Source organism: Anaerosolibacter sp., from assembly GCF_029240175.1.
Taxonomy (GTDB): Bacteria; Bacillota; Clostridia; order Peptostreptococcales; family Thermotaleaceae; genus Anaerosolibacter.
Map to the genome: position 1 here is coordinate 344,308 of NZ_JARBTM010000005.1, position 26,529 is coordinate 370,836.

A 26,529-nucleotide genomic window follows, 5' to 3' on the forward strand; every position below is an offset into this window, starting at 1 on the left:
GAAAAAAATGAAACCGCAGAGTAAAATTTATATCGTAGGGATTGGACCTGGAAATCGGGAACATATGAGTGTAAGAGCAATAGAGGCCATCGCAGATGCAGAAGTAATTATCGGTTACAAGACATATATCGATTTGATAAAGGATTTAATCGTTGGTAAGGAAGTTATCGACTCAGGCATGAGAAAAGAAGTTGAACGTTGTAATTTGACCTTAGATTATGCTTTAGAGGGAAAAAAGGTAGCCATCATCAGCAGCGGTGATGCCGGTGTTTACGGTATGGCAGGTATTATGCTGGAAGTGAAATATGAAAGAAGCAGTGATGTGGACATAGAGGTTGTCCCAGGAATTACTGCAGCCAGTGCAGCTTCTGCGGTACTAGGGGCTCCCATGATGCACGATTTTGCTGTCATTTCTCTTAGTGATTTATTAACAGATTGGGAGCTGATCAAAAAGAGACTGGATTGTGCGGCAGCGGGAGATTTCATTGTGGCTTTATACAATCCCAAGAGTATGGGTCGCGTCCATCAAATCGAGGAAGCACGGGAGATTATGATGAAACATAAAGCTCCAAGCACACCGGTTGGGATCGTTAAAAATGCCAAAAGACAAGGGGAAGAAGCTGTGATTACAGATTTAGAGCATATGCTGGAGCATGATATTGATATGCTTACGGTTGTAGTCATCGGTAATGCCCATACCTATGTAAAGGATGGTAAAATGATCACCCCAAGAGGATATCAAATATGATTTTTATCATAAGTGGAACCCAAGATGGCAGGGAGCTGGTGAAGCAGCTCGCTGCCAAGGGATATCCTCTGATTGTATCTACTGCAACGGCTTATGGTGCCAGCCTAGTGGAAAACCGTGATAACTGCCAGGTATTTCACCAGCGCTTGAATAGAGAACAATTGATAACTTTTATGAATCAACATAAAGTTAAATTGGTCATTGATGCGACCCATCCCTATGCGGTGGAAGTATCCTTAAATGCCATGGAAGCTTGCGAACATTTGCAAATTCCTTATATTCGTTTTGAACGATCTCAAACGAATGACCCAGGCTATCAAGACATTGTCTATCCTGTAAATGGATATGAGGAAGCTGCAAAATATTTATCCAATACCCAGGGAAATATATTGCTGACGACAGGAAGTAAAACCCTAGAGATTTTCACCAGCACGATTGACAAGCATCGGATTTTTGCAAGGGTATTACCTACCTGTGATGTATTGGGGAAGTGTGAAAACTTAGGACTGCAGCCTTCCAACATTATAGCCATGCAAGGACCTTTTTCTAAAAATATGAACACTGAGATGATGAAGAAATATAATATTCAAATACTTGTGACAAAAGACAGCGGAGATATTGGAGGTACTTTAGATAAACTAGAGGCCGCCCATGAAATGGGCGTCTCAGTGGTCATGATCATGAGACCGTCCATGGCTTATCCCAATGTCTACAGAAGCTTTTCTCATATCATGGATAAAGTGAGTGAAATTGTATGAAAAAGTATTATCCAATTATGCTAGATATTGATGGGAAACCCTGTGTTGTGATTGGCGGGGGCAAAGTTGCCCAGCGTAAGGTGGAATCCTTGCTTGACTGCGGCGGAGTTGTTACGGTGATTGCACCTGAAATGACAGATGAATTGCGTAATCTTGGACAGAATGGGAAAATTATGACGATTTTTAGGGAGTATAGAAGTGGTGATTTGAAAGATTTTGATCTAGCTTACGTAGCCACAGATAATCACCAAGTAAATGAAAGCTGTCTCAAGGAAGCGAGACAGGAGAAAGTATTGTTAAATGTTGTAGATCAACCTGCCATGTGTGAGTTTATTGTTCCCGCCTCTGTTCAAAGGGGTGACCTGACGATCACGGTGTCTACCAACGGGAAAAGTCCCATGCTGTCAAAAAAGATTCGTGAGGATTTGGAATCCGTCTATGGAGAAGAATATACAGTTTTCCTAGAGGTTATGGGAGAGTTAAGGCAGTTGGTACTAAGAGAATGGGAAAATATCCATCACAGACGAGAATTTTTTGAGAAAATTGTCTATAGTGATGTTTTAGATAGATATAGAAAAGGTGAGATTCAGGATCTGAAACAGTATATCCTTGAAACTTATTTCAGCGGATAAGTAAACTATTTAGTTGGACCATATATATGACATACAATAAAAATGGGAAAAGGTGGACAAAATGAAAAAAAATAAGATTATCGTGGGATCAAGAGCCAGCGAATTGGCACTGACGCAAACCCGTTGGGTGATTCAATGTCTTAAAGAAAAATTTCCCCATATAGATTTTGAAATTGTTGAGATTAAAACCATTGGGGATAAAATATTAGATAAGACACTGGATAAGATCGGCGGTAAGGGATTGTTTGTAAAGGAAATAGAAACTGCACTTTTGCAAGGTGAAATCGATATGGCTGTTCATAGCATGAAAGATGTGCCAACGGAGATGACAGAGGATCTTATGATCGGAGCAATTACGGAGCGAGAGGATATACGAGATGTCCTTATATCCAAAAATGGACTGAAGATAGCTGAACTTCCTTTAGGGGCAAGAATCGGCACCAGCAGCTTACGACGGGCTGCCCAGCTATTAAATTTTAGGCCGGACTTACAAATTGAGCCTATCCGGGGGAATATTGCGACACGGATGAAAAAAATAGAGCAGTTGGATTTGGATGGTGTGATTTTAGCAGCAGCAGGTATATTAAGAATGGGTTGGCATGACCGAATAACAGAGTACCTTTCCACGGATATCTGTATACCAGCAGTAGGTCAAGGTGCCCTAGGGATTCAGGTTCGTTCAGGAGATCAGGAAACCATTGAGCTGGTAAGGTCGATCAATGATCCCGAAGTGGCCTTTTGTGTAAATGCAGAGAGAAGCTTTATGAGAGAGCTAAAGGGTGGATGCCATGTACCTATTGGTGCCTATGCTTGGATGGAGGGAGACAATCTAAGGATGAAGACGGTGGTCTCTGCCCCCGATGGAAAAGAACAAATCAAGCTTGAAGAAGCATCCCATCCAAAGGATGGAGAGATACTAGGAGTCGATATGGCAGTCAAAAGCTTAAAAGAGGGTGCCCAAGAAATACTGACAAGGATAGAGGTTGGTGAATAATATGGAGTTTGGCAAAGTATATTTAATTGGTGCAGGACCAGGGGATTATAAATTGATTACCATGAAAGGGTTAGAGTGCATCCAAAAGGCAGATGTGGTTTTATATGATCGTTTGGCCAGTGAGAAGCTCTTAAGTTATGGACGGGAGGATGCTGAATATATTTATGTTGGAAAAGCGCCGGATCAGCATACCTATACCCAGGAGGAAATCAATCAGCTGTTGGTAGATAAGGCCAAAGAAGGAAAGACTGTGGCGCGGTTAAAGGGTGGAGATCCATTTGTATTCGGCAGGGGAGGAGAAGAGGCCCTTGAGTTAATCAAAAATAACATTGGATTTGAAATTGTTCCAGGAATCACTTCGGCGATTTCTGTGCCGGCCTATGCAGGAATCCCAGTAACCCATCGGAATGTAAGCGCATCATTTCATGTGATAACAGGGAATGAAGATCCGACAAAGGACGAAAAAGCCATTGATTATGAGGCTTTGGCGAAGGTGGAGGGAACCCTTGTGTTCTTGATGGGGGTTCGAAACATCGAGAAGATATGTACCAGCTTGATGAAGTATGGGCAAAGCAGTGACCGGCCTGTAGCAGTCATTCATAGAGGGACTACCCAAGAACATAAAGTGTTAAAGGGAACCCTGGCAACCATCAGTGAGCTAGTTAGAGAAACAGGATTTTCAAACCCATCCATTATCATCGTAGGGGAGGTTGTGAATCTATCAGAGGAGCTCCGCTGGTTTGAGAACAAACCGTTGTTTGGTAAAAGAGTTCTAGTAACAAGAACAAGGCAGCAAGCCAGCTATTTATCTGAGAAAATTGAAGATTTGGGTGGAGAGGCCCTAGAATTTGCAACAATCAAGATCGAAAAACCTGAGACCTATGATGAGATTGACAAGGCCATGGGAGAAATTCAAAAATACGATTGGATTATTTTTACCAGTGTCAACGGCGTTCAAGCATTCTTTGATCGTATGAAAAAATTAGATTTTGACATTCGATTGCTGCATAAAGCGAAGCTTTGTGCCATTGGTCCTGCAACAGCCAAAGCATTAGATGACATGGGATTTAACATCGAATTTGTTCCTGAGGAATATAGAGCTGAGGCAATCGTAGAAGGATTAAGGGATAAAATTAAGCCAGGTCAGCACGTATTATTACCACGGGCAGATATTGCCAGGGAAGTGTTAATTTCAGAAATAGAAAAAATGGGTGCATCGGTGGACAATATCCATGTCTATCGTACAGTGATCCCTGAACAAGATAGAAGCAATTTGGTATCTATACTGAAAGAAACAAAAATAGATGTCATTACATTTACCAGTTCTTCCACAGTTAAAAACTTTCTTCAAATTCTTGGAGAGGAAAACAAGGGATTACTGGAGAATACTAGATTGGCAGTGATCGGACCTATCACAGAGGAAACGATGATCCAGCATGGATTAAAAGCCGATATCCGTGCAGCAGAGTATACCATCGATGGTCTGGTAACGGCGATTACAATGCATTACACAAATAAATCATAGTCGAGAAAGGGAGGATGACCATGATTCTAACGCATAGACCGAGGAGATTAAGAGTAAATCAAGCCATCAGAAGCTTGGTGCGTGAAACAAATCTTTCTGTGAATGATTTTGTTTATCCCATCTTTGCAGTAGAGGGAGAAAAGATCAAACGTGAAATTCCAAGTCTTGTAAACAATTATCACTTTTCAGTGGATATGCTTGAAGCGGAGATCAAGGAGATTAGCGAGCTTGGAATTAAAGCTGTACTGCTCTTTGGTGTCCCTGATCATAAGGATGCCCATGGAAGCGAGGCCTATAGTGAAAATGGTATCGTACAAAGGGCAATCAAAGAAATCAAACGAGTGAATAAAGAGATGCTGGTGATAACAGATGTGTGCATGTGCCAGTATACGGATCATGGACATTGCGGAATCATTGAGGATATGTATGTAAACAATGATAAATCTGTAGATTATATTGCGAAAATTGCTCTTTCTCATGCCAAAGCAGGAGCGGATATGGTAGCACCCTCAGATATGATGGATGGAAGAATCGGTGCCATGCGGGATGTACTAGATTCCAATGGCTATACGGAGGTCTCAATTATGGCCTATAGCGCAAAATATGCATCGGCCTTTTATGGTCCGTTTCGGGCAGCAGCTAATTCTACACCTCAGTTTGGGGATCGAAAAACCTATCAGATGGATCCTGGAAATAGCGATGAAGCTTTAAGAGAAGTAGAGTTGGATATTGTTGAGGGTGCCGATTTGGTGATGGTGAAGCCTGCATTGGCCTATTTGGATGTTGTACGAAGGATCAAGGATACCTATAATATACCGATTGTAGCCTACAATGTCAGCGGTGAATATGCCATGATTAAGGCTGCTGCTGAAAAAGGATGGGTGGATGAGAAGGCAATCGTACTTGAAAAGCTTACTGCAATGAAACGGGCAGGGGCAGATTTAATTATCACCTATCATAGCAAAGATGCAGCGAAATGGATAAGGGGGTAAAATGATGAATTTTTCAAAATCTAAAGCATTATTTGAAGAAGCAAAGCAGTATATCCCAGGCGGTGTGAATAGTCCTGTAAGAGCGTTTCGATCAGTTTCAGTAAATCCCCCCTTTATTGAGAGAGGCCAAGGCAGTAAGCTTTACGACGTGGATGGCAATACATATATAGACTATGTAGGATCTTGGGGGCCGTTGATTTTAGGACATACCCATCCTCAAGTGGTTGAGGCATTAAAATCAGCCATAGAAAAAGGGACCAGCTATGGAGCACCCACAGAGCTAGAAACAGAAGTGGCAAAGATTGTTTGTGAAGCAGTACCTTCTGTGGAAATGGTGAGGATGGTAAATTCAGGGACGGAAGCAACCATGAGTGCTTTAAGACTTGCCAGAGGATATACAGGTAGAAATATCATCGTGAAATTTGAAGGAAATTATCATGGGCACTCTGATAGTCTATTGATTAAAGCAGGCTCTGGAGCCCTTACCCATGGCGTACCAGATAGTCCAGGGGTGCCGGCTGATATTGCTAAAAATACAATTACTGCCCAGTATAACGATATAGAAGGTATGAAGAAGATCTTTGAAGTATACGGCCATGATATTGCTGGTGTAATTATTGAGCCTATTGCAGGAAATATGGGTGTAGTGCCGGCTACCCAAGAATATATGAATTTCCTGCGTGAAATCACATTAGAATATAAAGCCCTTCTGATATTTGATGAAGTAATGACTGGATTTAGGGTATCCTTCCATGGGGCTCAAAGCCTTTACAATATTTGTCCTGATCTAACCTGCTTCGGAAAGATCATCGGCGGCGGCCTTCCCGTAGGCGCCTATGGGGGTAAGCGAGAAATAATGGCACAAATGTCACCCGCAGGACCTATTTATCAGGCAGGTACCTTATCAGGAAATCCATTGGCAATGACAGCGGGTCTTACCACACTAAAAATTCTTAGAGATCAACCGGAAATATATGTGGACTTAGAGGAAAAGTCTAAGTTATTGGCAGAAGGACTCGCGGACAATGCGAGAAAACTTGGGATCAATACAAGCTTTAATCGTGTAGGTTCCATGCTATGTATGTTCTTTACAGACAAACCAGTTGTAGACTATGGATCTGCAATGACCAGCGACACGAAGAAGTTTGGCGTTTATTTTGAGGAGATGCTCAAGGCCGGTATTTATCTTGCACCATCTCAATTCGAAGCGGCATTCGTTTCAGCTGCCCACAGCAAAGAAGATATCTTGCTTACCATAGAAGCTAGCTATCAAGCATTAAAGAAAGTGATATAGATTGGATATATATGCTACGTTTGTTTCCTTTGATGTAGTTGTAAGATACGTGACAATGTACTATAATGAATAGGGAAAATTTGTTGTAAAGGAGAATATAAATGAGTCTTTTTAATAATTGGAAAGAAATTGCCTTCGAACACAAAACACAAGAGGAAGAAATTGCGTTTTGGAAAGAATTCTGTGGTGCTGAAAAGAGCTTCTATGAGCTTATTCTTGGCAATTACCAAGAAGTTACAGAGGAAACGATAAAAGGATTGGCTGAGAAATTGGAAGTTTCCAATGAGTTTGTTATGGGATTCCTAGATGGCATCAATGACAGTTTGGTAAATCGATTGGATTTAGAAGAGATGACTGAGGATAGCACCGCAAGATTAGAAATCGATTTTGAAAAGCTTTTCTACAATATGCATGAAGCAAAGGCAGATTACCTATATACCCTATCAGAATGGGAGCCAATCCTTAGTGCAGAGAAAAGAAAAGAGATTGAAAAAGCACAGAAAAGATCTAAAATCGTAGTAAAAGAAGACCGAATTGGTAGAAATGATCCATGCACATGCGGAAGTGGCAAAAAGTATAAGAAGTGCTGTGGAAAATAAATAAGAAATAGTTAGAGAAGTTGTCCTCCTTGGACTGCTATAGCAGCCCAAGGAAGACAACTTTTTTGTTTTATTCTTTTTTGTAATATAATATTACAAAAATTTAAAGCCAAAAATATGGAAATTGTGGATATAATGGAAATAAGAATTATTAAAAAATTCAGAATTGACGGAGGAAATTATGATTAATAAGGTTCTCACAAATATTGGAAAAGTTATGGTTGGAAAGCATGACTGTATCGAAAAAATGGTTGTTGCATTGCTTGTAGGAGGACATGTTCTGATAGAGGATGTGCCTGGTGTTGGAAAGACAACGATTGCTCAAACCTTGGCCAGATCTATGAATTGCAGTTTCTGTAGAATTCAATTTACACCTGATCTGGTACCTTCGGATATTTTAGGGGTATCCATCTATAATCAAAAGGAAGGTAAATTCGAATTCGTGAAAGGGCCCATTTATCATCAAATCATTTTGGCAGATGAAATCAACCGAACATCGCCAAAAACACAATCCAGTTTACTAGAAGTTATGGAAGAACATCAAGTCACCATGGAAGGAAAAACCTTTAGAATGGAAGATCCTTTTATGGTCATAGCTACTCAGAATCCTATCGAATATGAAGGAACTTTTCCTCTTCCTGAAGCTCAGTTAGATCGGTTTTTGATGCGTATTACTTTGGGATATCCCTCGATGAAAGAGGAACTAGAGATCATGAAGAAAAATGGACGGGAATCAAGACTGGATGATCTAGAGGCCGTGGTGACCATGGATGAATTGTGGTCTGCAAGGGAAGCCATGCATAAGGTGTTTTTGAGCGAAGAACTGGAACGCTATATAGTGGGTATTGTGAATGAAACACGGCAGCATCCGAGCGTCTTGCTGGGATGCAGTCCTAGAGCCTCTATCGCATTATATAAAACAGCGAAGGCCTATGCCTATATAAAGGGCAAAGAATTTGTTACACCAGACGATATAAAGCATTTAGCCAATGATGTATTGAGCCATCGAATGATATTAAGACCAGAGGCAAAGTATAATGGAATTACAAATACAGGAATCATCCAAGAAATTTTGAAAAAAGTGAGAATACCTGTGGTGAAGCAGTATGCTTAGAAATGGGAAAATATTCACAGGATTGTTGCTGGCGAGTATTATATTTGCCTTGTTAGCAGGCGGAATGCTTCCCTACTTGATTCTTAGGGTGCTGATGCTCATGCTGATTTTTTCCTATGTGAGTATTCGCGTCAATAAAAAGAACCTGGCGTGCTTCTTCTATATTGATAAGAATGAAGTAATGGTAGGGGATACCTTGACCCTTGGATACAAGCTGAATAATACGAGTATAATCCCTGTGGCCTACGCAGAGATAGATTGTAAAATTGCATCTAGATTGGGAAACGCCGACATACCTGGAGAAGTTAGAATGATTAAACCCTTAGAACTTGTAAATATACAGAGGGAAATTAAATGTATTCATCGAGGTATCTATCCTGTAGGTAGACTTCGTGTGAGGTTAAGAGATCTATTTCATCTTTTTGAAGAAACCATAGATTTCAATAACCAGTTAGAGTTGAAGGTATATCCTAGAATTGCGCAAATTGAGAGAATGACCATTCCAGCAGCAGAATTCTTTGGAAATGTAAGGGTATCCCAAAATACATATGAGGATTATAGCAGTGTTGATAGCATTCGAAAGTATACACCAGGAGACCCGGTAAAGAAGATTCATTGGAAGGCAACGGCGAAGACAGGTGAGCTTTATGTAAAAAATTTTGAGCTATCAGCCAATGCAAGCATCCTTTTTATCATTGATGGCTATCATGGAAGCTATGGGATGGATACGGATGGGAGCCTGGAAGAAAAGGTTATAGAAGTAGCTGGTTCGGTTATACGATATTGTCTTTCGAAAAATCTACATACATCTTTAACCCGAACATGGGGGGAAAGGAATAGTATTAGCGGAAAAGATATCGGCAAATTTCAGTTATTCCTTACATCCCTTATGGAATTTGCACCTGAAGGAGATCTGCCTTTAGATAAGCTCTTAGAAAGGGAGAAGGGAATGGTTCCTTGGGGGACTACTTTGATTGTGTTGTCCGTACACTTGTCAAAACGATTATGTGATGAAATTTTAAGCATAAGAAGGAAGAGAATCGACGTGATACTTATACTTATACGTCCAAGTCAAATAAAGAGTGTGGATATGGATGGACATTACGGAGAAAGCTTGCTAAAAGAAAAAAAAGTAATTATTCACAAAGTTTATTCGGATAGTGACATCAGAGAGATATTGGGGGATGAGGCATGCATCCAAATAAGAAAAGCATAATTTATTTTATTCTAGGGGCCATTATAACAGCAAGTATCAACTTACTCATGTTAGAGGCTTTAAATATTCATATGCCAGTGATAAAAATTATTATTCTTCAACTTGGGGTTTGGATTGGGGTTTGTTTGTCGTTAATGTTTCCACGCTGGGTAATCCCCCCGATTGCATTAGGCAGTGCTTGTGTCTTGGGGATTTCTTACTATCAAGGCATATTTGATGCAAAGGTTCTATGGAATTTTGGAAAGTGGGCATTTGAATTTATTAAAGGACTGGATACCAACATTATCCTGACATACGATCTTTACCTTACTATTATTTTATTTGCAATGATAGATATCATTACAGGCTTCATTTTGCTAAAATTTAGAAACGCTTATTTGCTGTCATTATGGAGTATATTTTTTATTGTGGAATGGTATCAATATATTGATCATGCGATTAGATACTTCAATATTTTCATTTTTGGGCTTGTTTTATTTTATGCTTACGAAAGCTATGAGAAGTATATGAAGGATAGTATTGAACAAAAACATGTTTCCAACAGATTTCCTTTTAGCCATATAGCATTCTATGGAATATTGTCCTTGATGCTAATCATGGGTACTGCGAATATCGCTTCTATAGAATTTGAAGCGGTATCTGTTCAGTCTATAAATGACACTGTTATAAGTATATTTCCATCTCTGAGAGAATGGCGGCACAATGGCGAAAACAAAGGAATTCAGAGTGGGTTTGCATTTGAAGAAACTCCTTATCAAGAAAATGGTGAAAAACTTGGAGGGGCTATTCAGGTGGATAAAAGTATTGTGATGTATGTTTCTGCGGATCGCCAGCTATACCTTAGAGGTCGTATAAAAAGTCTATACACAGGGGAGAATTGGTTAGCTGCTCAAGACAAGGGCGCCGCCTTTGTACAGAATGATCAAGGAAAGGAATACAAGGGTATAACCTATAAAGAAACAAAAATAGAAATCTATCCTACAAATATACGAACCAACACAATCTTCGCTCCTTACAAGCCCTATAGAGTAGATGTAGAAGGATATGAGGTCTTGAGAACAAAGGAAGATGAACTATATATTGTAAAATCGTTTTTAAGACCTAGACCTAAGTCCTATTACGTTCATAGTAAGGCTCCTATGCTAAAGGAGGTCAATTTTACAGGAACTTCTAAATCCTACAAGGCTGAAATGAGGGAATACCTCCAGTTGCCCGATGAGATGTCACCCAAAATAAAAGCATTGACCGAGGAAGTTACAGATGGATATTCTAATTCCTATGAAAAGATAAAGGGTATCGAAACATATCTACGTAAAACCTATCTCTATACTTTGCATGTAAGTAATGTGCCGCAAGACAAGGATTTTGTGGAATACTTTTTATATGAAGAAAAGAAAGGGTACTGCACATATTTCGCATCTGCAATGGCTGTGATGGGTAGAACCATCGGGGTACCAACGAGATATGTGGAAGGCTTTATACTACCAGATGTGAAAAATGAAGATGGATACTTTGAAGTAACTGCAGACAGGGCCCATGCCTGGGTAGAAGCCTACTTTGATGAGTTGGGGTGGATTGCTTTTGAACCAACACCTGCCTATCCTGTTCAAAGCGGTGAAATCCATATTGAATCCCAGCAAATGGTGAATACCAATACAATCTCTTCACCACAAAGGCAGAATCCAGACTATTTAGCATTTAAGAATAGACTAGATGAAGAGTTTGCAGGATTGAACGTTCATGGTGATTATAATAAGGAAAAACCATTGAATGCCATGAAGATACCAAATATAGCATTGAAAATAGTGTTAGGGACCATAGGTGTGTTCATTTTGACTATATTGTTACGAATCGGGCATTGTAAGATCAAAATGCAGAGACTTCACTTGATGAAAGAAAACCCTAGGGCTGTTGGATATTATTATGAATCCATTGAGGCCCTGAGTAGATATCTTCAATCCAATGAGGAAGAAGGTTTGACGCCCAGAGAGCGCTTAGAATCACTGGAAAAATATTTTAATGGGAATTTAAATAGGCAGGAAATCGTTGGAATTTTAGAAAAAGGGTTATATAGTGGTAAACCCTTGTCTTTTCAAGAATTGGAAATAATGAAGAACTTTGAAAAGAAGATGGAGGAAGTTGTAAGACAGAAGCTTGGTTTCAGACTGTTTTTTTATCATAAATTTGTAAAAGGAACTCTTTATACATTAGAACCCCAAAAAGCTTTTTAAAGTATGAAAGAGCAGCCCTAGGGCTGCTCTTTCGTATAAAGGTCTATTTACACTGGGGACATAATCCATAAAAGTATAATTGTTGCCTATGGATGGAATAATTTGTGAAAGAATTGACTTTATCAACGAGATCAGAAAAAATACCTTCTTCAACATCATCAACCTTATGACATACTGTACAGATAATGTGAGGATGGGAATGAGTGTTGGCATCATAACGAAAGCTGGATTCGCCTACATTTAACTCTTGAACAAGACCAGCTTTTTTAAACACATCCAAGGATTTATAAACGGTAGCAAGGCTCATGGTAGGATATATAGGCGCAAGTTTTTTGTAAATGACCTCAGCACTAGGATGTTCCGTAGTATTCATGAGTATGTCATATATTGCTATACGTTGAGGTGTTACCTTCATACCGTGATCCCTGAGAGTTTTTGTAAATTCTTTCACGACAACACGCTCCATTCAATTACAGTCTATTCTGTTAGTTAGATTATATTACAAAATGGATTTATTTGTCAAACAACAATATACAATTTCGTGAAAATTTAAACGATTAATAAATTTTATTTATCATTTTTTGAAAAAAGACTTAGATTGTCTTAATGATTCATATGTTTTATGATATATATGAGACGAAATCAAGATTGTTATAGAAAGTAGGGTGTTGTATTTGAAAAAAGTTTCTTTGATAAGATGTGAAGATTATGACTATAAAGAAGTAAAAGCTTCGATTGAACGAAGCTTGCAACATCTGGGTGGAATTGAAAAATACATACAACCCGGGGACAAAGTACTGTTAAAATTAAATTTATTGATGAAGAAAAGGCCCCAGGAGGCAGTTACAACCCATCCTTCCTTTGCAAAAGCATTGGCGGAGATTCTTATAAACTATGGTGCAGAGGTGATCATAGGAGACAGCCCCGGGGGACCCTTTAATGAAGGTGCATTAAGAGGTGTATATAAAGCTTGCGGCATGGACGAAATCGCAAAAGAAATAGGAGCTACGTTAAACTATAATACCAATGCAGTAGAAATAAAGAATGAGAAGGGACTTTTACTAAAGAAGATAACAGCGATTGAGGTATTAAAAGAAGTGGATAAGGTTATATCTGTCTCTAAGTTAAAAACCCATGGAATGATGATGTTTACAGGAGCTGTAAAGAACATGTTTGGTATCGTTGCTGGATTGGAAAAGGCTGAGTATCATGTACGCATGCCTAATAATGCTGATTTTTCCAATGCCCTTGTAGATATTTGCCTGGCCAGTGAGCCTGTTTTATCCTTTATGGATGGAATTGTTGGTATGGAAGGTGCTGGCCCAAGTGCAGGGAACCCGAGGAAACTTGGTGCTGTGATAGCATCTGAAAGTCCGTACCATCTGGATGTGGTAGCTTCATCCATTATTGGATTAACCCCTGCAAAGGTACCAACGATACAGAGATGTGTGGAGCGAGGATTATGTAAAGGAAACTTTGAGGATATTGAATTGCTTGGTGATGCAGTAGAGGGATTTATTGTCAAAGATTTTATCATCCCTGAAATAAGAGGACTGGATTTGTTAGAGGGAAAGCTGCCTAAGTTCTTGCGAGATATCTTGAACGAGCTTATACAGCCAAAACCAATTTTTCTGCATGACAAGTGTGTAGGATGCAGGGATTGTGCAGAAAACTGCCCGCCCCAGGTCATAGAAATGAAGGATAGAAAGCCAAATGTTCGCTTAGATGAGTGTATACGATGTTTTTGTTGTCAAGAACTGTGCCCTGTGAAAGCAGTAGAAATTCATCGACCATTACTCATGAAATTGTTGGCGAAGCTATAGCAGGAGGGAATACTTCTTTCTCTTTTTAATCATACTATCAATATTCTAATGGATATGAGGTGGAAGGATGAGAAAAGAAAGAAGAGTAAAAGAACCTATTGTCGCTATCATGAAGGATCAGAATGAGGGCCAATCGGTAATAGATGCATTAGAATTATTGCCAATGGATGAAATTATTAAAACAGGAGACGTGGTCGTAATTACACCGAATTGGGTAAAGTCAAAGTTACCTTATACAGGCACTGTAGTAGGACCCCATACCCTGCAAAGGCTTATTCAGTATATTAAGACCAAGAATCCTAAAAAAATATATATTGCTACTGGATCTGGCGGAGATCCGACGCCTCGGGTGATGAAAACAGTCGGATATGATCAGATTATCGAAGAGGAAGCTGTGGAATTTGTTGATCTAAATTATGGGCCTTATGTGGAATTAGATTTAGAACACAATGTGATAGCATCTACAAAAATGAATAAATTGATTGAGGAAATGGATGTGCTCATCTCCTTTACCCAATTGAAGCAGCATGAAGAGGCAACCGTAAGTGCAGGCATAAAAAATATAGCCTTGGGTTGGCCGCCAGCCGAGATCCATGGATTTCCCAAAAAAGATTTAGGTATTCACGAAGATCTCCATGGTTTTATTGTGGCTATGGCAAAAAAAATACCCATAGATTTAACGATTATCAGTGCTGATAAAGCGATGATCGGAACCGGGCCATCCGATGGTAAATCTGTTGATACACCCGGTTTAATTATTGCCGGTACAGATCCTGTGGCGGCAGATACCATAGGGGCCAGATTGTTAGGATTTCTTCCCCAGGCGGTGCAGTACATCTATAGTCTCTTTAAGGAGGAGATTGGCGCGGCTCAGCCGGAGAAAATGACATTGCGAGGGATTCCCCTTGAAACGGCTGAAAACATCTTTAGTCAGGCTGCTTATGATCAAAAAATAGCCTTAGACAAAGACAAAATAAAAGATATTCATGGTAATCGTTAAATCCAGCAGCCCTCCATATGAATCCATGGAAAAGCTTTATTTTTAACTTTTTTATGGTATAATAACAGAAATACGTTTAGAACATTTGAGGAGGCGAAAGATGTGAATGCGGAATATATCAATCCTTTTTTAAATGCCAGCAGGGATATTCTAGCGCAAATGGCGGGCATTTCAAGTGAAATCGGAAAAATCTATGTGAAGGACTCACCATTTGCATCTCAAAATGTCGCGATTATCATTGGTTTAACAGGATCTATCAAGGGGCAAGTTTTGATCAATATGAGTGAACCTATGGCACTAAAAATAGCTTCCAATATGATGGGGGGCATGCCTGTAGCTGCCTTAGATGAGATTGCAAGAAGTGCAATTTCTGAATTAGGTAACATGATTCTAGGAAATGCAGCCACCTTGCTTTATAATGTGGGAGTGACGATGGATATAACACCGCCCACCCTTTTGGTAGGAGAAAGGATTTCCCTATCAACCGCCCAATTGAAAACCATATGTATACCATTACAAACTGAAATGGGTACATTTGAAATTGATATTGCAGTAAAGGAGTAGAGGATAAGAAATGGCAATAAATATTGTATTGTTTGAACCAGAAATTCCGCCAAACACGGGGAATATTGCAAGAAGCTGTGCTGCCACAGGAAGCAGGCTTCACCTAATCAAGCCACTGGGTTTTTCTATTGATGATAAACAGCTAAAGCGGGCTGGATTGGATTATTGGGATCTGTTAGAAATTCACGTATATGAAAACTTAAATGATTTTTTTGATAAATATCCCCATGGAAGATTTTATTTTGCTACCACCAAAGCCAAAAAATACTATACGGATATGCAATTTGAAGACGAGGATTTCATTGTTTTTGGTAAAGAAACAGCAGGGTTACCGCCAGAAGTATTGGCTAATAATATGGAGACCTGCATAAAGATTCCCATGCTGCCCATAGATAAAGCCCGGTCCTTGAATCTATCAAATTCAGTAAATATTGTTTTGTTTGAAGCCTTAAGACAGCTTGGATTTGAAAATCTAGTATAAAAAGTCACAATAATGTTAACCGTCATTGATGAAATGATGGTTTTTTGCATTTCTCTATTAATATTTTAAGGGGACAACTTAACGCAAATTTAAAAAAATTAACGATGTATTAACAAAAACATCAAAAAATAGTGTATGATATACAGGGACAGGTTTCAGGATTTTAAATTATTGGAGGGACAGCATGAAGATCATTTTTGAAGTACTTGGAGGTTTGGGGCTTTTTCTTTATGGGATGACCATCATGGGAGATGGCCTTGAAAAAGCTGCTGGGGACAAGATGAAAAAGATTATTGAGGTATTGACCAATAATCGGATTATTGCAGTGGTTGTAGGTGCGCTGGTAACAATGATTATTCAAAGCAGCAGTGCGACTACCGTTATGGTTGTAGGCTTTGTCAATGCAGGAATTATGACGTTAACCCAAGCAACAGGAATTATCATGGGTGCCAATATCGGTACCACCGTTACTGCCCAGATTGCCTCATTGGATCTAAATAAGATTGCACCTTTGGTGGTGGGTTTAGCCGTTGGTGTTTGGATGTTCGCTGAGAACAAAAAAACAAAAAACATTGCTGAGATTTTTATAGGCTTCGGAATCTTGTTTATTGGCATGGATTTTATGAAACATGCCGTAAAGCCATTAAAAGAATTTGAAGGTTTCAGAACGATGATGCTGAGCTTTGGAAAAGGAACATTTTTAGACTCCTTTTTAGCTGTTTTTACAGGTTTTGTGGTTACAGCCATTGTACAGAGCAGCAGTGCTGCTACGGGTATTCTTATTGCCTTAGCAAGCGAAGGGTTTTTACCAATAGAAGCCTCTTTGCCGATTATTTTTGGTACGAATATTGGAACATGCGTTACAGCGATGTTATCTAGTATAGGGGCCAATCGTACAGCGAAAAGAGCCGCTTTTATCCATTTTATGTTCAATATTATAGGTACTGTCATTTTTATGGTGTTCTTTAGAGGTGTGACGATTCATTTGGTTAAATATCTTACGCCTGATAATGCTGCAAGGCAGCTGGCCAATGCCCATACATTCTTTAACATTGTAAATACGCTTTTATTGTTACCGTTTGCTGTACTACTAGTGAAACTAGCAAATACGATTATTCCGATAAAGGATTATGAGAAGGAAGAAATTGGTGGAATCAAACATTTAGATGATCGTATTCTTGAAACCCCTTCTATTGCTATCGTACAGGTTATGAAAGAAACGATAAATATGGGGCAGTTGGCCTTAGCAAACTATAAAAAATCAATCGATGCATTTATAGATAAGAATGAAAAGCTTGTTCATGATGTGTTTAAACAAGAAAAAATAATCAATCAGATGGAACAAGAAATTGCTTCATACTTGGTGAAACTGTCAAATACAGCACTATCGGCAGGTCAACATGAGGTGGTAGATGGATTGTTTAGTACCATTAATGATATTGAACGGGTGGGAGATCATAGTGATAACTTAGCAGAGTTATCTCTTTATGCCATTGAACATGACATCTGTTTCTCAGATATTGGTATGGCAGAACTGAAGGAAATCCATGAAAAAGTAGTGGATGCATATACCCTTTCCCTAGAGGCTTTAGAGACAGGTGATTCCCGAGGCGCAAATAAGGTTATTCAGCTCGAGGGTGAAGTAGATGCATTGGAAAAAAGTCTAAGAGCCCATCATATTCAGCGTTTGAACAAACAACAATGTTCACCGGAATCGGGTGTAATATTTTTAGACATGTTGAGTAACTTAGAAAGGATCGCAGACCATGCATCAAATATAGCCATGGCTGTTATTGATACGAATCGAAAATAATAAATTGAGGGATGCTCCAGGGTATCCCTTTTTTATTTAATAGGAAAGGTCTACTTTCCTATTAAATAAAAAAACAGGGGTGCAGGGGAAGGTATTCCCATGCCGTTTTCAGAGGGGTGCTCAGGCTGCTTAGCAGCCGTCGAAGGGGAACTAGGTTCCCCTAGCGAAGGCATCGTCAGATGCATTTTTTACATGGTGTTAATAAAAACAATAAATTGTTAAAAGATTTAACATAGACTTAACAAAAAGGGTGAAAAAATGTCGTATGATATACAAGGTAGTTATTGAATGAGTGAAGTGCTGGTATAAGCATACATTCAATATTCTTTAGGCAAACTATCTTGAGACATGGAAGATAATCATGGGAGGATGAAAAATGAGCATTGCATTCGGACTTATTGGTGGATTAGGTTTATTCTTGTACGGAATGCGTATCATGGGTGACGGCCTTGAAAAAGCAGCTGGAGAAAGGTTGAAAAGGTTAATCGAGGTATTAACAAACAATCGAGTTATGGGTGTCCTTGTAGGTACGATCGTAACCGCGGTTATTCAAAGTAGTAGTGCTACCACAGTTATGGTTGTAGGTTTTGTCAATGCAGGAATCATGAAGCTGACCCAAGCTGTAGGCGTAATCATGGGTGCAAATATCGGTACAACGGTGACTGCCCAGTTAGTATCTTTTAAACTAACAGATTATGCACCAGTTGCTGTAGGAATTGGGGTAGCGATCTGGCTGTTTACTTCGAACAAAAGAACAAAAAATATAGCAGAAATATTCATCGGATTTGGTATATTGTTTATCGGCATGGAAACCATGTCTGATGCCATGAAGCCTCTCCGTGAATTTGAAGGTTTCAGAACACTATTGGCTAGCTTTGGCGGCGGTTCAATTACTGATACGCTTCTTGGGGTTCTAGCGGGTTTTGGAGTTACAGCAATTATCCAAAGCAGTAGTGCATCTATTGGTATTTTGATTGCCCTTGCTACCCAAGGATTACTGCCTATAGAAGCAGCGCTGCCAATTCTATTTGGGGACAATATTGGTACATGTGTAACAGCCATGTTGTCTAGTATTGGCGCAACAAAAACAGCCAAAAGAGCCGCATTTATACACTTCTCATTTAATGTAATCGGAACAATCATATTTGTGTTAGTATTACAAGGTCCAGTATTACATCTTGTTAAATCGATTTCTCCGGGAGATGCTGCTAGACAGATAGCGAATGCCCATACGATGTTTAATATCGGAAATATGCTTATTCAATTGCCTTTTGCAGGAGTACTAGTATATATTGCAAAGAAAGCTATACCAGAAACGGATGATGAACAAGATCAAGTAATTGGTGTCAAATATCTAGACGATCGTATTCTTGAAACACCGTCTATTGCCTTGGGGCAGACAATCAAAGAAGTACTTCACATGGGAAATCTAGCTTTAGATTGTTACCGTAAATCGATGGTGGCATTTTTGAAGCCTGATGAGAAGGTTGCCCATGAGGTATTCAATATTGAAAGCGCAGTAAACAATCTAGAACGAGAAATTGCTTCTTATCTCGTAAAGTTATCGAACACGTCTTTGTCTGGAGAACAGCATGAGATTGTGGATGGCCTATTCAATACCATCAATGACATTGAGCGGGTAGGGGATCACGCAGATAATTTGGCTGAATTGGCAATCTATCGCATAGAAAACAAGTTGGATTTTAGTGAAGGTGCTTTACAAGAATTGGAATTGATGCATGATCGCGTAATAAAATCCTATGAACAAGCAATCCTTGCCCTCAAAACAGGGGATACAAATATTGCCAAGCGTGTTATTGAGCGTGAAGGAGAGATTGATCATATGGAGAAGTCATTGAGGGCCAGTCATATTGCCCGATTAAATAAACAACAGTGCTCTCCTGGCGCAGGGGTAATATTCCTGGATGTAATCAGTAACCTAGAGAGAATAGGAGATCACGCGAAAAAAATCGCTTTTGCAGTAATTGATGCCACACAAAAATCATAATGAATGATAAAATGAAATAAGATGCTGTGAATACAGCATCTTATTTCATTTTAGTTGTAAAGCAGGTAGGGAAAATATGGTTGTAAATTGATATTTTTGGTAATACAATAGGTGTAGAACAAATTTAAAACTGAGGTGAGCAGTAGATGATTAGAATAGTAGCAGATAGTGTATCTGATATTCCCCAGAATTTAATAGATGATCTAGAAATTGAGGTACTACCTTTGACTGTAAACTTTGAGCATAAATCGTATAGGGATGGTGTTGATTTATCCGCTGAAGAATTCTTTAAGTTGTTAGGTGAGAGCCCTAAACTGCCAACAACTTCCCAAGTAACCCCAGGAGAGTTTCTCAAAGTTTTTGAAGAAATCACAAGCCGTGGGGATGAAGTCATTGCTATACTAATGTCTTCTGAGTTGAGTGGTACATATAATTCTGCTATTACTGCGAAGAATATGTTAGGAAATACAGCTATTGATGTGATTGATTCCCAAGGAGTGACTTTGGGTTATGGACTTCTTGTCATAGAAGGGGCTAGAATGGCAAAAAATGGTTATACTAGAAAGGAGATTATTGATAGAATTACATACATGCAAGAAAAAATAGAGTATAAATTTGTTGTAGATACCCTGGAAAACCTATATAAGGGCGGCCGATTGAATGCAGCAGAGGCTTTTATGGGAAAATTACTGAATATAAAACCAATATTAACCATGAAGGAAGGAAAGCTTGTGCCTGAGGAAAAAGTCAGGGGGAGGAAAAAAGCAATAAAGTGGTTGTTAGATTGGATAAAAAGTCATCAAATTGACCTGTCGAATCAGACAATCGGAGTTAATCATTCTAACGATGAAGCCTATGCCCTTGAACTAATCAATGCAATTCATGAGAATTTTGATGTGAAAGAGGTTATTTTATCTAAAACTGGTTGTGTTGTTGGTACCCATGCTGGACCGGGCGCTGTGGCCATATACTTTTTGAATGAATATATAGACCAATAATAAAAAGAATGGTTCTCTATGCATAAAGGGAGGAATTTACATGAAGCCTATTAAAATAATCGGAGACAGTCTTTCTGATATTCCAAAGGAGTTAGCCGTCAAATATAACATCTCTATACTACCTCTGACCATCCGATTTGGAGATGAAGAATATAAAGATGGTATTGATTTAAATCCAACGCAGTTTTTTCAAAAACTAAAGAGTGCCCCAGAAACACCCAGTACGTCTCAGGTGCCGCCCCATGATTTTCTGGTTGAGATAGAAAATGCTCTGAATAGCGGATATGAAGTTATTGTAATCAATGGTTCATCAGGGGTAAGCGGAACACACCAGTCAGCAATGATGGCAAAAATGCAGCGAGAATCCGACGATATTACGGTTGTAGATACCCATGCCCTTTCCTACGCTTGTGGTATGATTGTCGTCGAAGCTGCTAGAATGGCTCAAGCTGGTAAAGCAAAAAAAGACATACTTGAGAGAATTGAAGATATGAAGGGTCGCGTGGACCATCTCTTCTCAGTGGAGACGTTAGAGTATCTAAAGAAGGGCGGCCGTTTAAGTCCTGCAAAAGCAGCCATTGGGACCATACTCAATGTAAAACCTATATTGACTATTGAGGATGGCAAGGTGGAGAATCTAGACAAGGTAAGAGGCAGCAAAAAAATCATTCCAAGAATGATTGAATTGGCCAAAGAGAGAGGTATTCAAAAGGGCTGCGAGATCATAGGCCTTGCCCACGGAGATAATGCTGAAGGTCTAGAGCTGTTAAAAGAAGAAGTAATGAAGGAGTTTGAACCTAGAGAACTTGTGACCACAAATATTGGGTGTACCATTGGCACCCATACGGGTCCGGGGATATTGGCACTGCTATATTTAAAAGGATAGGATCAGCATTATAAAATCGTTACTTTTACATAGGAGGAATCGTTGATATGGCAAGTAAGGTTTATTTTATGAATTTAAGATCGAGTTCAAAGAATACAAATATATCAACAAAGATTAGAAAGTTATTTGACAAAGCAGGAATGGGGGAAGTGCTTCACCAAGGCGACCATACGGCTGTAAAGCTTCACTTTGGTGAAAAAGGGAACAATGCTTTTATTCATCCTATCTTTGTAAGGCAAGTGGTTGATAAGATCAAGGAAAATGGGGGACAACCTTTCTTAACTGATACGAACACATTGTATTCAGGAAGTAGAACCAACAGCGTTGATCATTTGACTACTGCCATTGAAAATGGATTTGCTTATGCTGTGGTTGGCGCACCCATTATTATTGCCGATGGGCTGTTTAGCAAGAATTCCATTGATGTACCCGTCGATCAGAAGAATTTTAAGCATGTGAAGATTGCTGGGGATATCCATAATGCAAATGCCATGATTGTATTGTCTCATTTTAAAGGGCATGAGATGGCAGGCTTCGGCGGAACCATAAAAAATCTTGCCATGGGCTGTGCATCCGCGGCAGGAAAGCAAATCCAACACTCCGATGCTAAACCAGAAATCATTGATAAGCACTGCATAGGCTGCAGTATATGTGCTAAATGGTGTCCTGTTGACTCCATCAGCGTACAAAGTGGAAAAACAACCATTGATCTTGAAAAATGTATAGGCTGCGGTGAGTGTACGACGGTGTGCCATAAGAGGGCAATAAAAGTCCAATGGAAGACAAGCACAGATGTGTTCTTAGAAAAAATGGCAGAATATGCCCTTGGGGCTGTGAACAATAAAAAAGGAAAAGTTGCGTATATGAACTTCGTCATGAACGTGACCCCTCTATGCGACTGTGTACCCTGGAGTGACGCACCTATTGTCCGGGACATAGGGATATTGGCATCCCTTGATCCAGTAGCCATAGACCGAGCAAGTTTTGACCTTGTAAATAACCAACATGGAAATCATGACTCTAATTTGACGTGTAATCATGAACCAGGAAAAGATAAATTTAGGGGACTTCATGAAGGGACAAATGCAGCTTATATTCTGGAGTATGGTGAAAAAATAGGACTAGGAAGTAATCGTTATGAACTGATTTCCATCGATTAAAATTAAAGAAAAGAAAACATTGCCAACAGTCAAAAATTCAGAAAATTCAGCCACGATAAATATATTGTCAAACATTTAGCAAGTGTAATATAATGAAGATAGAATAAATCTATGAAAAATATGGAATATATGATGAAATTTAATATATTGAATCTGGCTGATAAATGCGGGAGAGAGCCTAACTCTTGGGCCGCCGAAGGAACAAACCAAAAAAAATGCCGTTTTTTAGGTGAAATTCTCAGGCAAAAGGACCGTATTTTGACAGATCTCTGGAAAGCTTTTTCAAAAGCACCGAAGGGGCAATTCTATTTAGAAGAAACTCTCAGGTCTAAGACAGAGGAGCAGGGCAATGGATTATTTGCTATGCTTCTCTGTTTCTTTTTTATATGTAACGGATATTTTTAAAAAACTAGCAATAAAACGTTTTCCTAAAAACGACGAACTCGGGGTGAAAACTTGAAAAAAATAATTATTACAAATAATCCAAGGGTATATGAAAATTATCTTAGTAAAATGGACATAATGTATTCTGACGCTTATAGCTACTTAGATGTGTTATCAGAAGCAAGAGATAAGATTCATGAGGGTCATAATCTCCTGACCCATCCACTTTCTGGCAGTGTTAAACCAAATGAAACACCCTACAAGTCATTGGCAATATCCATTGAGCGTGGGAGTTTAGACATGGACTCTCTGATGATTATTGAAGAAAGTATTGCTACAGCCAGAAAATTCATTACAGGCAAAAAAACACCTCTTTGGACAGAACAAATTCTTAAAGATTTTCAAATGATAGATTTTTATCTCATTAAAAGTGCCATTGAAAGTATGGATCAATTCCATGTATAAGATTTATATAATAAGGAGGTATTAAAATGGAAAACATTTATGATGTAGTAGTTATTGGATCAGGCCCAGCCGGTCTTTCAGCGGGCTTGTATGCAGCAAGAGCAAAGATGAAAACTTTGGTATTAGAGAAGAATAAGGTGGGTGGACAAATTTCAACAACCAATGAGGTTGCTAATTATCCTGGATCTATTCCAAATGCAACTGGCCCTAGCCTTGTGGCAAGAATGGTAGAGCAAGTGGAAGAGTTTGGAGCTGAAAGAAAGAAGGACAATATTTTAGAGGTAGACTTTAGCGGAAAAGTAAAAGTAGTGAAAGGCGAAAAGGAAGAGTATCATGCGAAGACTGTTATTATCGCCAGCGGTGCAACGCCGAAGTTGATTGGTTGTCCTGGTGAGGAGGAACTTACTGGAAAAGGTGTATCTTACTGTGCAACCTGTGATGCTGATTTCTTTACTGATTTGGAAGTGTTTGTTGTAGGTGGCGGAGATTCGGCCGTAGAAGAGGCGATGTACTTAACAAAGTTTGCGAGAAAAGTTACGATCGTACATAGAAGAGATGAATTAAGAGCTGCTAAGTCAATTCAAGAAAAAGCTTTCAAGAATCCTAAAGTTGAATTTTTATGGAATACAACCATCAAAGAGATTAAGGGAGATGGTGTGGTAGAGGCTGTTGTGTTCGAGAACCTTGTAACTGGTGAAACAACAGAGTATGTGGCAGATGAGAATGATGGTACTTTCGGTATTTTCCCATTTATCGGATACGATCCTTTAAGTGCAATTTATAAAGGAAAAGTTGATATGGATAGACAGGGATATATTCCAACAGATGATAATATGAAAACCAATGTACCAGGTGTATTTGCTGCAGGAGATATCCGAGTTAAATCTTTGAGACAAGTGGTTACAGCTGTGGCTGATGGTGCCATTGCTGCAGTTCAAGCAGAAAAATATATCGAGCATAATTTTGAAGAGTAGTTCTCAAAATCTTGTGAGACGTTCCTAGCGTTTCGCCTGTTAAAGGAGGTGAAAAAGATGTTAGCTGTTGATAAGGATACTTTCCAAGCAGAAGTTCTTGAAGCACAAGGTTTAGTACTTGTAGACTTTTGGAGCGACGGCTGTGAGCCTTGCAAAGCTTTATTACCAGATGTAGAGGACCTTGCTGCAACATACGGAGATAAAGTGAAGTTTGTAAAGTTAAACACTACACAAGCTAGAAGATTAGCAATTTCTCAAAAAGTTCTTGGACTTCCTACGATTTCTCTTTATAAAGATGGAGCGAAAATTGAAGAAGTAACTAAGGATGATGCAACAAAAGGAAATATTGAGGCAATGATTCAAAAACATGTAGGTTAACCTGGGGTTTATGCTGGTGAGTATACTCTCACCAGCAGCGGGTTATAAATATAAAGGGAGGTGAATTTTGTGCGCCTAGAACTAGGAAGAATCAAAATCACAGATGTTCAGTTTGGTGACACAACGAAGGTAGTTAATGGAACACTGTATGTAAACGAGCAGGAAATTGTAAACCTAATCATGGAAGACGAGCACATTAAGAGTGTGAAAGTGGAGCTTGCAAAACCAGGTGAGGAAACAAGAATTACACCTGTCAAGGATGTTATCGAGCCAAGAGCGAAGGTTGAAGGTCAAGGCGGAATATTCCCAGGCGTAATGAACAAGGTTACAACAGTGGGTACAGGACGCACACACGTATTAAGCGGTGCCGCAGTGGTTACTTGCGGTAAAATCGTAGGTTTCCAGGAAGGTATCATTGATATGTCAGGTCCTGGAGCAGAGTATACACCGTTCTCAAAAACATGCAATGTTTGCTTGGTAATTGAGCCGGTAGAGGGCTTAAAGCAGCCTGAGTATGAGGCAGCTGCTAGAATGGCAGGCTTAAAAGCTGCTAATTTCATCGGAAAAGCGGGCATGAGTGTTCAACCTGATGAAGTTGAAGTTTATGAGACAAAGCCATTACTAGAGAGTATTCAAGAGTATCCAAACCTTCCTAAGGTTGGTTATGTGTACATGCTTCAGACACAAGGATTACTTCATGACACATATGTATATGGAGTAGACGCAAAGAAAATTGTTCCAACAATCCTATATCCAACAGAGATTATGGATGGGGCAATCTTAAGCGGTAACTGTGTTTCTGCATGCGATAAGAATACTACTTATCATCACCAGAACAATCCAATCATCCATGATTTATATGCTAGACATGGTAAGGATATCAACTTCGTAGGTGTTATTATCACCAATGAAAACGTATACCTAGCAGATAAAGAAAGATCATCTGACTGGACTGCTAAGTTATGTAGATTCCTTGGATTAGATGGAGCTATCGTATCTCAGGAAGGTTTTGGTAACCCAGATACTGACCTAATCATGAACTGTAAGAAAATCGAAAACCAAGGCGTTAAAACTGTAATCGTTACAGATGAGTATGCTGGTAGAGATGGAGCATCACAATCCCTTGCAGATGCTGACCCTAAAGCAGATGCTGTGGTAACAGGTGGTAATGCAAACGAAGTAATCGTTTTACCTCCAATGAAGAAAATTATCGGTATGCTTGATTATACTGATAAAATTGCTGGTGGTTTCGATGGAAGCTTAAGACCAGATGGAAGTATTGAAGCAGAAATTCAGGTAATTACAGGAGCTACAAATGAGCTTGGCTTCAACAAAATGTCTGCAACAAGCTTCTAAGAAGTAATTCAATAAAGAAATATAAATAATGAGAGGATGGTAACCATGAGTATGTTCGATGGCAAAAAAGTCATCATCATCGGTGACAGAGATGGTATACCAGGTCCTGCAATGGAAGAATGCCTAAAAGGAACAG

At 39.3% G+C, this 26,529-nt stretch carries 25 protein-coding genes, 1 pseudogene and 1 riboswitch; of the genes and pseudogenes, 25 read left to right on the top strand and 1 reads right to left on the bottom strand.

Annotated features, from left to right (window positions below; translation table 11 throughout):
• The first annotated feature begins 7 nt into the window (after positions 1–7).
• The 11 genes from cobJ to K0R93_RS05875 all read left to right on the top strand — a co-directional run bounded on the left by cobJ (position 8) and on the right by K0R93_RS05875 (position 12,103).
• Entirely contained in the window at positions 8–748 is a 741-nt protein-coding gene (cobJ, locus tag K0R93_RS05825; protein ID WP_300298884.1) for a precorrin-3B C(17)-methyltransferase, read from the top strand.
• The gene (locus K0R93_RS05830; RefSeq protein ID WP_300298887.1) at positions 745–1,506 is read left to right on the top strand and encodes a cobalt-precorrin-6A reductase; all 762 of its coding nucleotides are present in this window, start codon (positions 745–747) and stop codon (positions 1,504–1,506) included. Before cobJ ends, K0R93_RS05830 begins: the two co-directional genes overlap by 4 nt.
• Entirely contained in the window at positions 1,503–2,138 is a 636-nt protein-coding gene (locus tag K0R93_RS05835) for a precorrin-2 dehydrogenase/sirohydrochlorin ferrochelatase family protein (RefSeq protein WP_300298890.1), read from the top strand. The genes K0R93_RS05830 and K0R93_RS05835 overlap by 4 nt, the downstream gene beginning before the upstream one ends.
• 61 nt (positions 2,139–2,199) lie before the next feature.
• Positions 2,200–3,132 (top strand): hydroxymethylbilane synthase, encoded by a 933-nt coding sequence (gene hemC, locus K0R93_RS05840; RefSeq protein ID WP_300298894.1) that lies wholly within the window; start codon positions 2,200–2,202, stop codon positions 3,130–3,132.
• A 1-nt stretch (position 3,133) separates the two neighbouring features.
• The gene (cobA, locus tag K0R93_RS05845; RefSeq protein ID WP_300298968.1) at positions 3,134–4,657 is read left to right on the top strand and encodes a uroporphyrinogen-III C-methyltransferase; all 1,524 of its coding nucleotides are present in this window, start codon (positions 3,134–3,136) and stop codon (positions 4,655–4,657) included.
• A gap of 20 nt (positions 4,658–4,677) precedes the next feature.
• Positions 4,678–5,649 carry a porphobilinogen synthase gene (gene hemB, locus K0R93_RS05850; RefSeq protein WP_300298896.1) on the top strand — a complete coding sequence of 324 codons (972 nt, stop codon included), beginning with the start codon at positions 4,678–4,680 and terminating at the stop codon, positions 5,647–5,649.
• Between the two features lie 4 nt (positions 5,650–5,653).
• Positions 5,654–6,943, top strand: coding sequence for a glutamate-1-semialdehyde 2,1-aminomutase (gene hemL, locus K0R93_RS05855; protein ID WP_300298899.1), 1,290 nt, complete (start codon positions 5,654–5,656; stop codon positions 6,941–6,943).
• Positions 6,944–7,044: 101 nt separating this feature from the next.
• The gene (locus tag K0R93_RS05860; protein WP_300298901.1) at positions 7,045–7,542 is read left to right on the top strand and encodes an SEC-C metal-binding domain-containing protein; all 498 of its coding nucleotides are present in this window, start codon (positions 7,045–7,047) and stop codon (positions 7,540–7,542) included.
• Positions 7,543–7,723: 181 nt separating this feature from the next.
• On the top strand, positions 7,724–8,656 hold the full coding sequence (locus K0R93_RS05865; RefSeq protein WP_300298904.1) for an AAA family ATPase: 933 nt from the start codon (positions 7,724–7,726) through the stop codon (positions 8,654–8,656).
• The gene (locus K0R93_RS05870; protein ID WP_300298906.1) at positions 8,649–9,872 is read left to right on the top strand and encodes a DUF58 domain-containing protein; all 1,224 of its coding nucleotides are present in this window, start codon (positions 8,649–8,651) and stop codon (positions 9,870–9,872) included. The genes K0R93_RS05865 and K0R93_RS05870 overlap by 8 nt, the downstream gene beginning before the upstream one ends.
• Positions 9,848–12,103 (top strand): transglutaminase-like domain-containing protein, encoded by a 2,256-nt coding sequence (locus K0R93_RS05875; RefSeq protein WP_300298908.1) that lies wholly within the window; start codon positions 9,848–9,850, stop codon positions 12,101–12,103. The genes K0R93_RS05870 and K0R93_RS05875 overlap by 25 nt, the downstream gene beginning before the upstream one ends.
• 43 nt (positions 12,104–12,146) lie before the next feature.
• Here the strand turns inward: K0R93_RS05875 and K0R93_RS05880 are convergent, their stop codons facing one another.
• Entirely contained in the window at positions 12,147–12,554 is a 408-nt protein-coding gene (locus K0R93_RS05880) for a Fur family transcriptional regulator (RefSeq protein WP_330685042.1), read from the bottom strand.
• Between the two features lie 214 nt (positions 12,555–12,768).
• Between K0R93_RS05880 and K0R93_RS05885 the strand changes: the two genes are divergently transcribed.
• The 14 genes and pseudogenes from K0R93_RS05885 to K0R93_RS05950 all read left to right on the top strand — a co-directional run.
• A complete protein-coding gene (locus K0R93_RS05885; protein WP_300298911.1) occupies positions 12,769–13,926 on the top strand; it encodes a DUF362 domain-containing protein in 1,158 nt (385 codons plus the stop codon).
• A 67-nt stretch (positions 13,927–13,993) separates the two neighbouring features.
• A complete protein-coding gene (locus K0R93_RS05890; protein ID WP_300298914.1) occupies positions 13,994–14,926 on the top strand; it encodes a DUF362 domain-containing protein in 933 nt (310 codons plus the stop codon).
• Between the two features lie 102 nt (positions 14,927–15,028).
• The gene (locus tag K0R93_RS05895) at positions 15,029–15,490 is read left to right on the top strand and encodes a chemotaxis protein CheX (protein WP_300298917.1); all 462 of its coding nucleotides are present in this window, start codon (positions 15,029–15,031) and stop codon (positions 15,488–15,490) included.
• Positions 15,491–15,500: 10 nt separating this feature from the next.
• Positions 15,501–15,971, top strand: a complete 471-nt coding sequence (gene trmL / locus K0R93_RS05900) for a tRNA (uridine(34)/cytosine(34)/5-carboxymethylaminomethyluridine(34)-2'-O)-methyltransferase TrmL (RefSeq protein WP_300298922.1) — start codon at positions 15,501–15,503, stop codon at positions 15,969–15,971.
• 184 nt (positions 15,972–16,155) lie between these two features.
• On the top strand, positions 16,156–17,784 hold the full coding sequence (locus K0R93_RS05905) for a Na/Pi cotransporter family protein (RefSeq protein ID WP_300298925.1): 1,629 nt from the start codon (positions 16,156–16,158) through the stop codon (positions 17,782–17,784).
• 376 nt (positions 17,785–18,160) lie between these two features.
• A complete protein-coding gene (locus K0R93_RS05910) occupies positions 18,161–19,792 on the top strand; it encodes a Na/Pi cotransporter family protein (RefSeq protein ID WP_300298928.1) in 1,632 nt (543 codons plus the stop codon).
• A gap of 146 nt (positions 19,793–19,938) precedes the next feature.
• Positions 19,939–20,790 (top strand): DegV family protein, encoded by an 852-nt coding sequence (locus tag K0R93_RS05915; RefSeq protein WP_300298931.1) that lies wholly within the window; start codon positions 19,939–19,941, stop codon positions 20,788–20,790.
• A gap of 40 nt (positions 20,791–20,830) precedes the next feature.
• Positions 20,831–21,676 carry a DegV family protein gene (locus K0R93_RS05920; protein ID WP_300298934.1) on the top strand — a complete coding sequence of 282 codons (846 nt, stop codon included), beginning with the start codon at positions 20,831–20,833 and terminating at the stop codon, positions 21,674–21,676.
• A 47-nt stretch (positions 21,677–21,723) separates the two neighbouring features.
• Positions 21,724–22,836 carry a DUF362 domain-containing protein gene (locus K0R93_RS05925; protein ID WP_300298938.1) on the top strand — a complete coding sequence of 371 codons (1,113 nt, stop codon included), beginning with the start codon at positions 21,724–21,726 and terminating at the stop codon, positions 22,834–22,836.
• Between the two features lie 157 nt (positions 22,837–22,993).
• A riboswitch (glycine riboswitch) is annotated at positions 22,994–23,100 on the top strand.
• Positions 23,101–23,292: 192 nt separating this feature from the next.
• Positions 23,293–23,685: a GrdX family protein gene (locus K0R93_RS05930; RefSeq protein WP_300298941.1), complete on the top strand. Its 393-nt coding sequence runs from the start codon at positions 23,293–23,295 to the stop codon at positions 23,683–23,685.
• A 26-nt stretch (positions 23,686–23,711) separates the two neighbouring features.
• Positions 23,712–24,659, top strand: a complete 948-nt coding sequence (trxB, locus tag K0R93_RS05935; RefSeq protein ID WP_300298944.1) for a thioredoxin-disulfide reductase — start codon at positions 23,712–23,714, stop codon at positions 24,657–24,659.
• 57 nt (positions 24,660–24,716) lie between these two features.
• Positions 24,717–25,037 (top strand): thioredoxin TrxA, encoded by a 321-nt coding sequence (trxA, locus tag K0R93_RS05940; RefSeq protein ID WP_300298947.1) that lies wholly within the window; start codon positions 24,717–24,719, stop codon positions 25,035–25,037.
• A gap of 69 nt (positions 25,038–25,106) precedes the next feature.
• Positions 25,107–26,393, top strand: a complete 1,287-nt coding sequence (locus tag K0R93_RS05945) for a glycine/sarcosine/betaine reductase component B subunit (RefSeq protein WP_300298950.1) — start codon at positions 25,107–25,109, stop codon at positions 26,391–26,393.
• 45 nt (positions 26,394–26,438) lie between these two features.
• Positions 26,439–26,529: pseudogene (locus tag K0R93_RS05950) on the top strand (glycine/sarcosine/betaine reductase complex selenoprotein A); the annotation flags it as partial.

Coding starts and splice junctions, on each gene's coding strand:
- K0R93_RS05925 (WP_300298938.1), top strand. CDS start 21,724: ATGGCAAGTAAGGTTTATTTTATGAATTTAAGATCGAGTTCAAAGAAT.
- K0R93_RS05905 (WP_300298925.1), top strand. CDS start 16,156: ATGAAGATCATTTTTGAAGTACTTGGAGGTTTGGGGCTTTTTCTTTAT.
- K0R93_RS05920 (WP_300298934.1), top strand. CDS start 20,831: ATGAAGCCTATTAAAATAATCGGAGACAGTCTTTCTGATATTCCAAAG.
- trxB (WP_300298944.1), top strand. CDS start 23,712: ATGGAAAACATTTATGATGTAGTAGTTATTGGATCAGGCCCAGCCGGT.
- trmL (WP_300298922.1), top strand. CDS start 15,501: ATGGCAATAAATATTGTATTGTTTGAACCAGAAATTCCGCCAAACACG.
- cobJ (WP_300298884.1), top strand. CDS start 8: ATGAAACCGCAGAGTAAAATTTATATCGTAGGGATTGGACCTGGAAAT.
- K0R93_RS05875 (WP_300298908.1), top strand. CDS start 9,848: ATGCATCCAAATAAGAAAAGCATAATTTATTTTATTCTAGGGGCCATT.
- cobA (WP_300298968.1), top strand. CDS start 3,134: ATGGAGTTTGGCAAAGTATATTTAATTGGTGCAGGACCAGGGGATTAT.
- K0R93_RS05830 (WP_300298887.1), top strand. CDS start 745: ATGATTTTTATCATAAGTGGAACCCAAGATGGCAGGGAGCTGGTGAAG.
- hemL (WP_300298899.1), top strand. CDS start 5,654: ATGAATTTTTCAAAATCTAAAGCATTATTTGAAGAAGCAAAGCAGTAT.
- K0R93_RS05870 (WP_300298906.1), top strand. CDS start 8,649: ATGCTTAGAAATGGGAAAATATTCACAGGATTGTTGCTGGCGAGTATT.
- trxA (WP_300298947.1), top strand. CDS start 24,717: ATGTTAGCTGTTGATAAGGATACTTTCCAAGCAGAAGTTCTTGAAGCA.
- K0R93_RS05890 (WP_300298914.1), top strand. CDS start 13,994: ATGAGAAAAGAAAGAAGAGTAAAAGAACCTATTGTCGCTATCATGAAG.
- K0R93_RS05915 (WP_300298931.1), top strand. CDS start 19,939: ATGATTAGAATAGTAGCAGATAGTGTATCTGATATTCCCCAGAATTTA.
- K0R93_RS05835 (WP_300298890.1), top strand. CDS start 1,503: ATGAAAAAGTATTATCCAATTATGCTAGATATTGATGGGAAACCCTGT.
- hemC (WP_300298894.1), top strand. CDS start 2,200: ATGAAAAAAAATAAGATTATCGTGGGATCAAGAGCCAGCGAATTGGCA.
- K0R93_RS05865 (WP_300298904.1), top strand. CDS start 7,724: ATGATTAATAAGGTTCTCACAAATATTGGAAAAGTTATGGTTGGAAAG.
- K0R93_RS05910 (WP_300298928.1), top strand. CDS start 18,161: ATGAGCATTGCATTCGGACTTATTGGTGGATTAGGTTTATTCTTGTAC.
- hemB (WP_300298896.1), top strand. CDS start 4,678: ATGATTCTAACGCATAGACCGAGGAGATTAAGAGTAAATCAAGCCATC.
- K0R93_RS05860 (WP_300298901.1), top strand. CDS start 7,045: ATGAGTCTTTTTAATAATTGGAAAGAAATTGCCTTCGAACACAAAACA.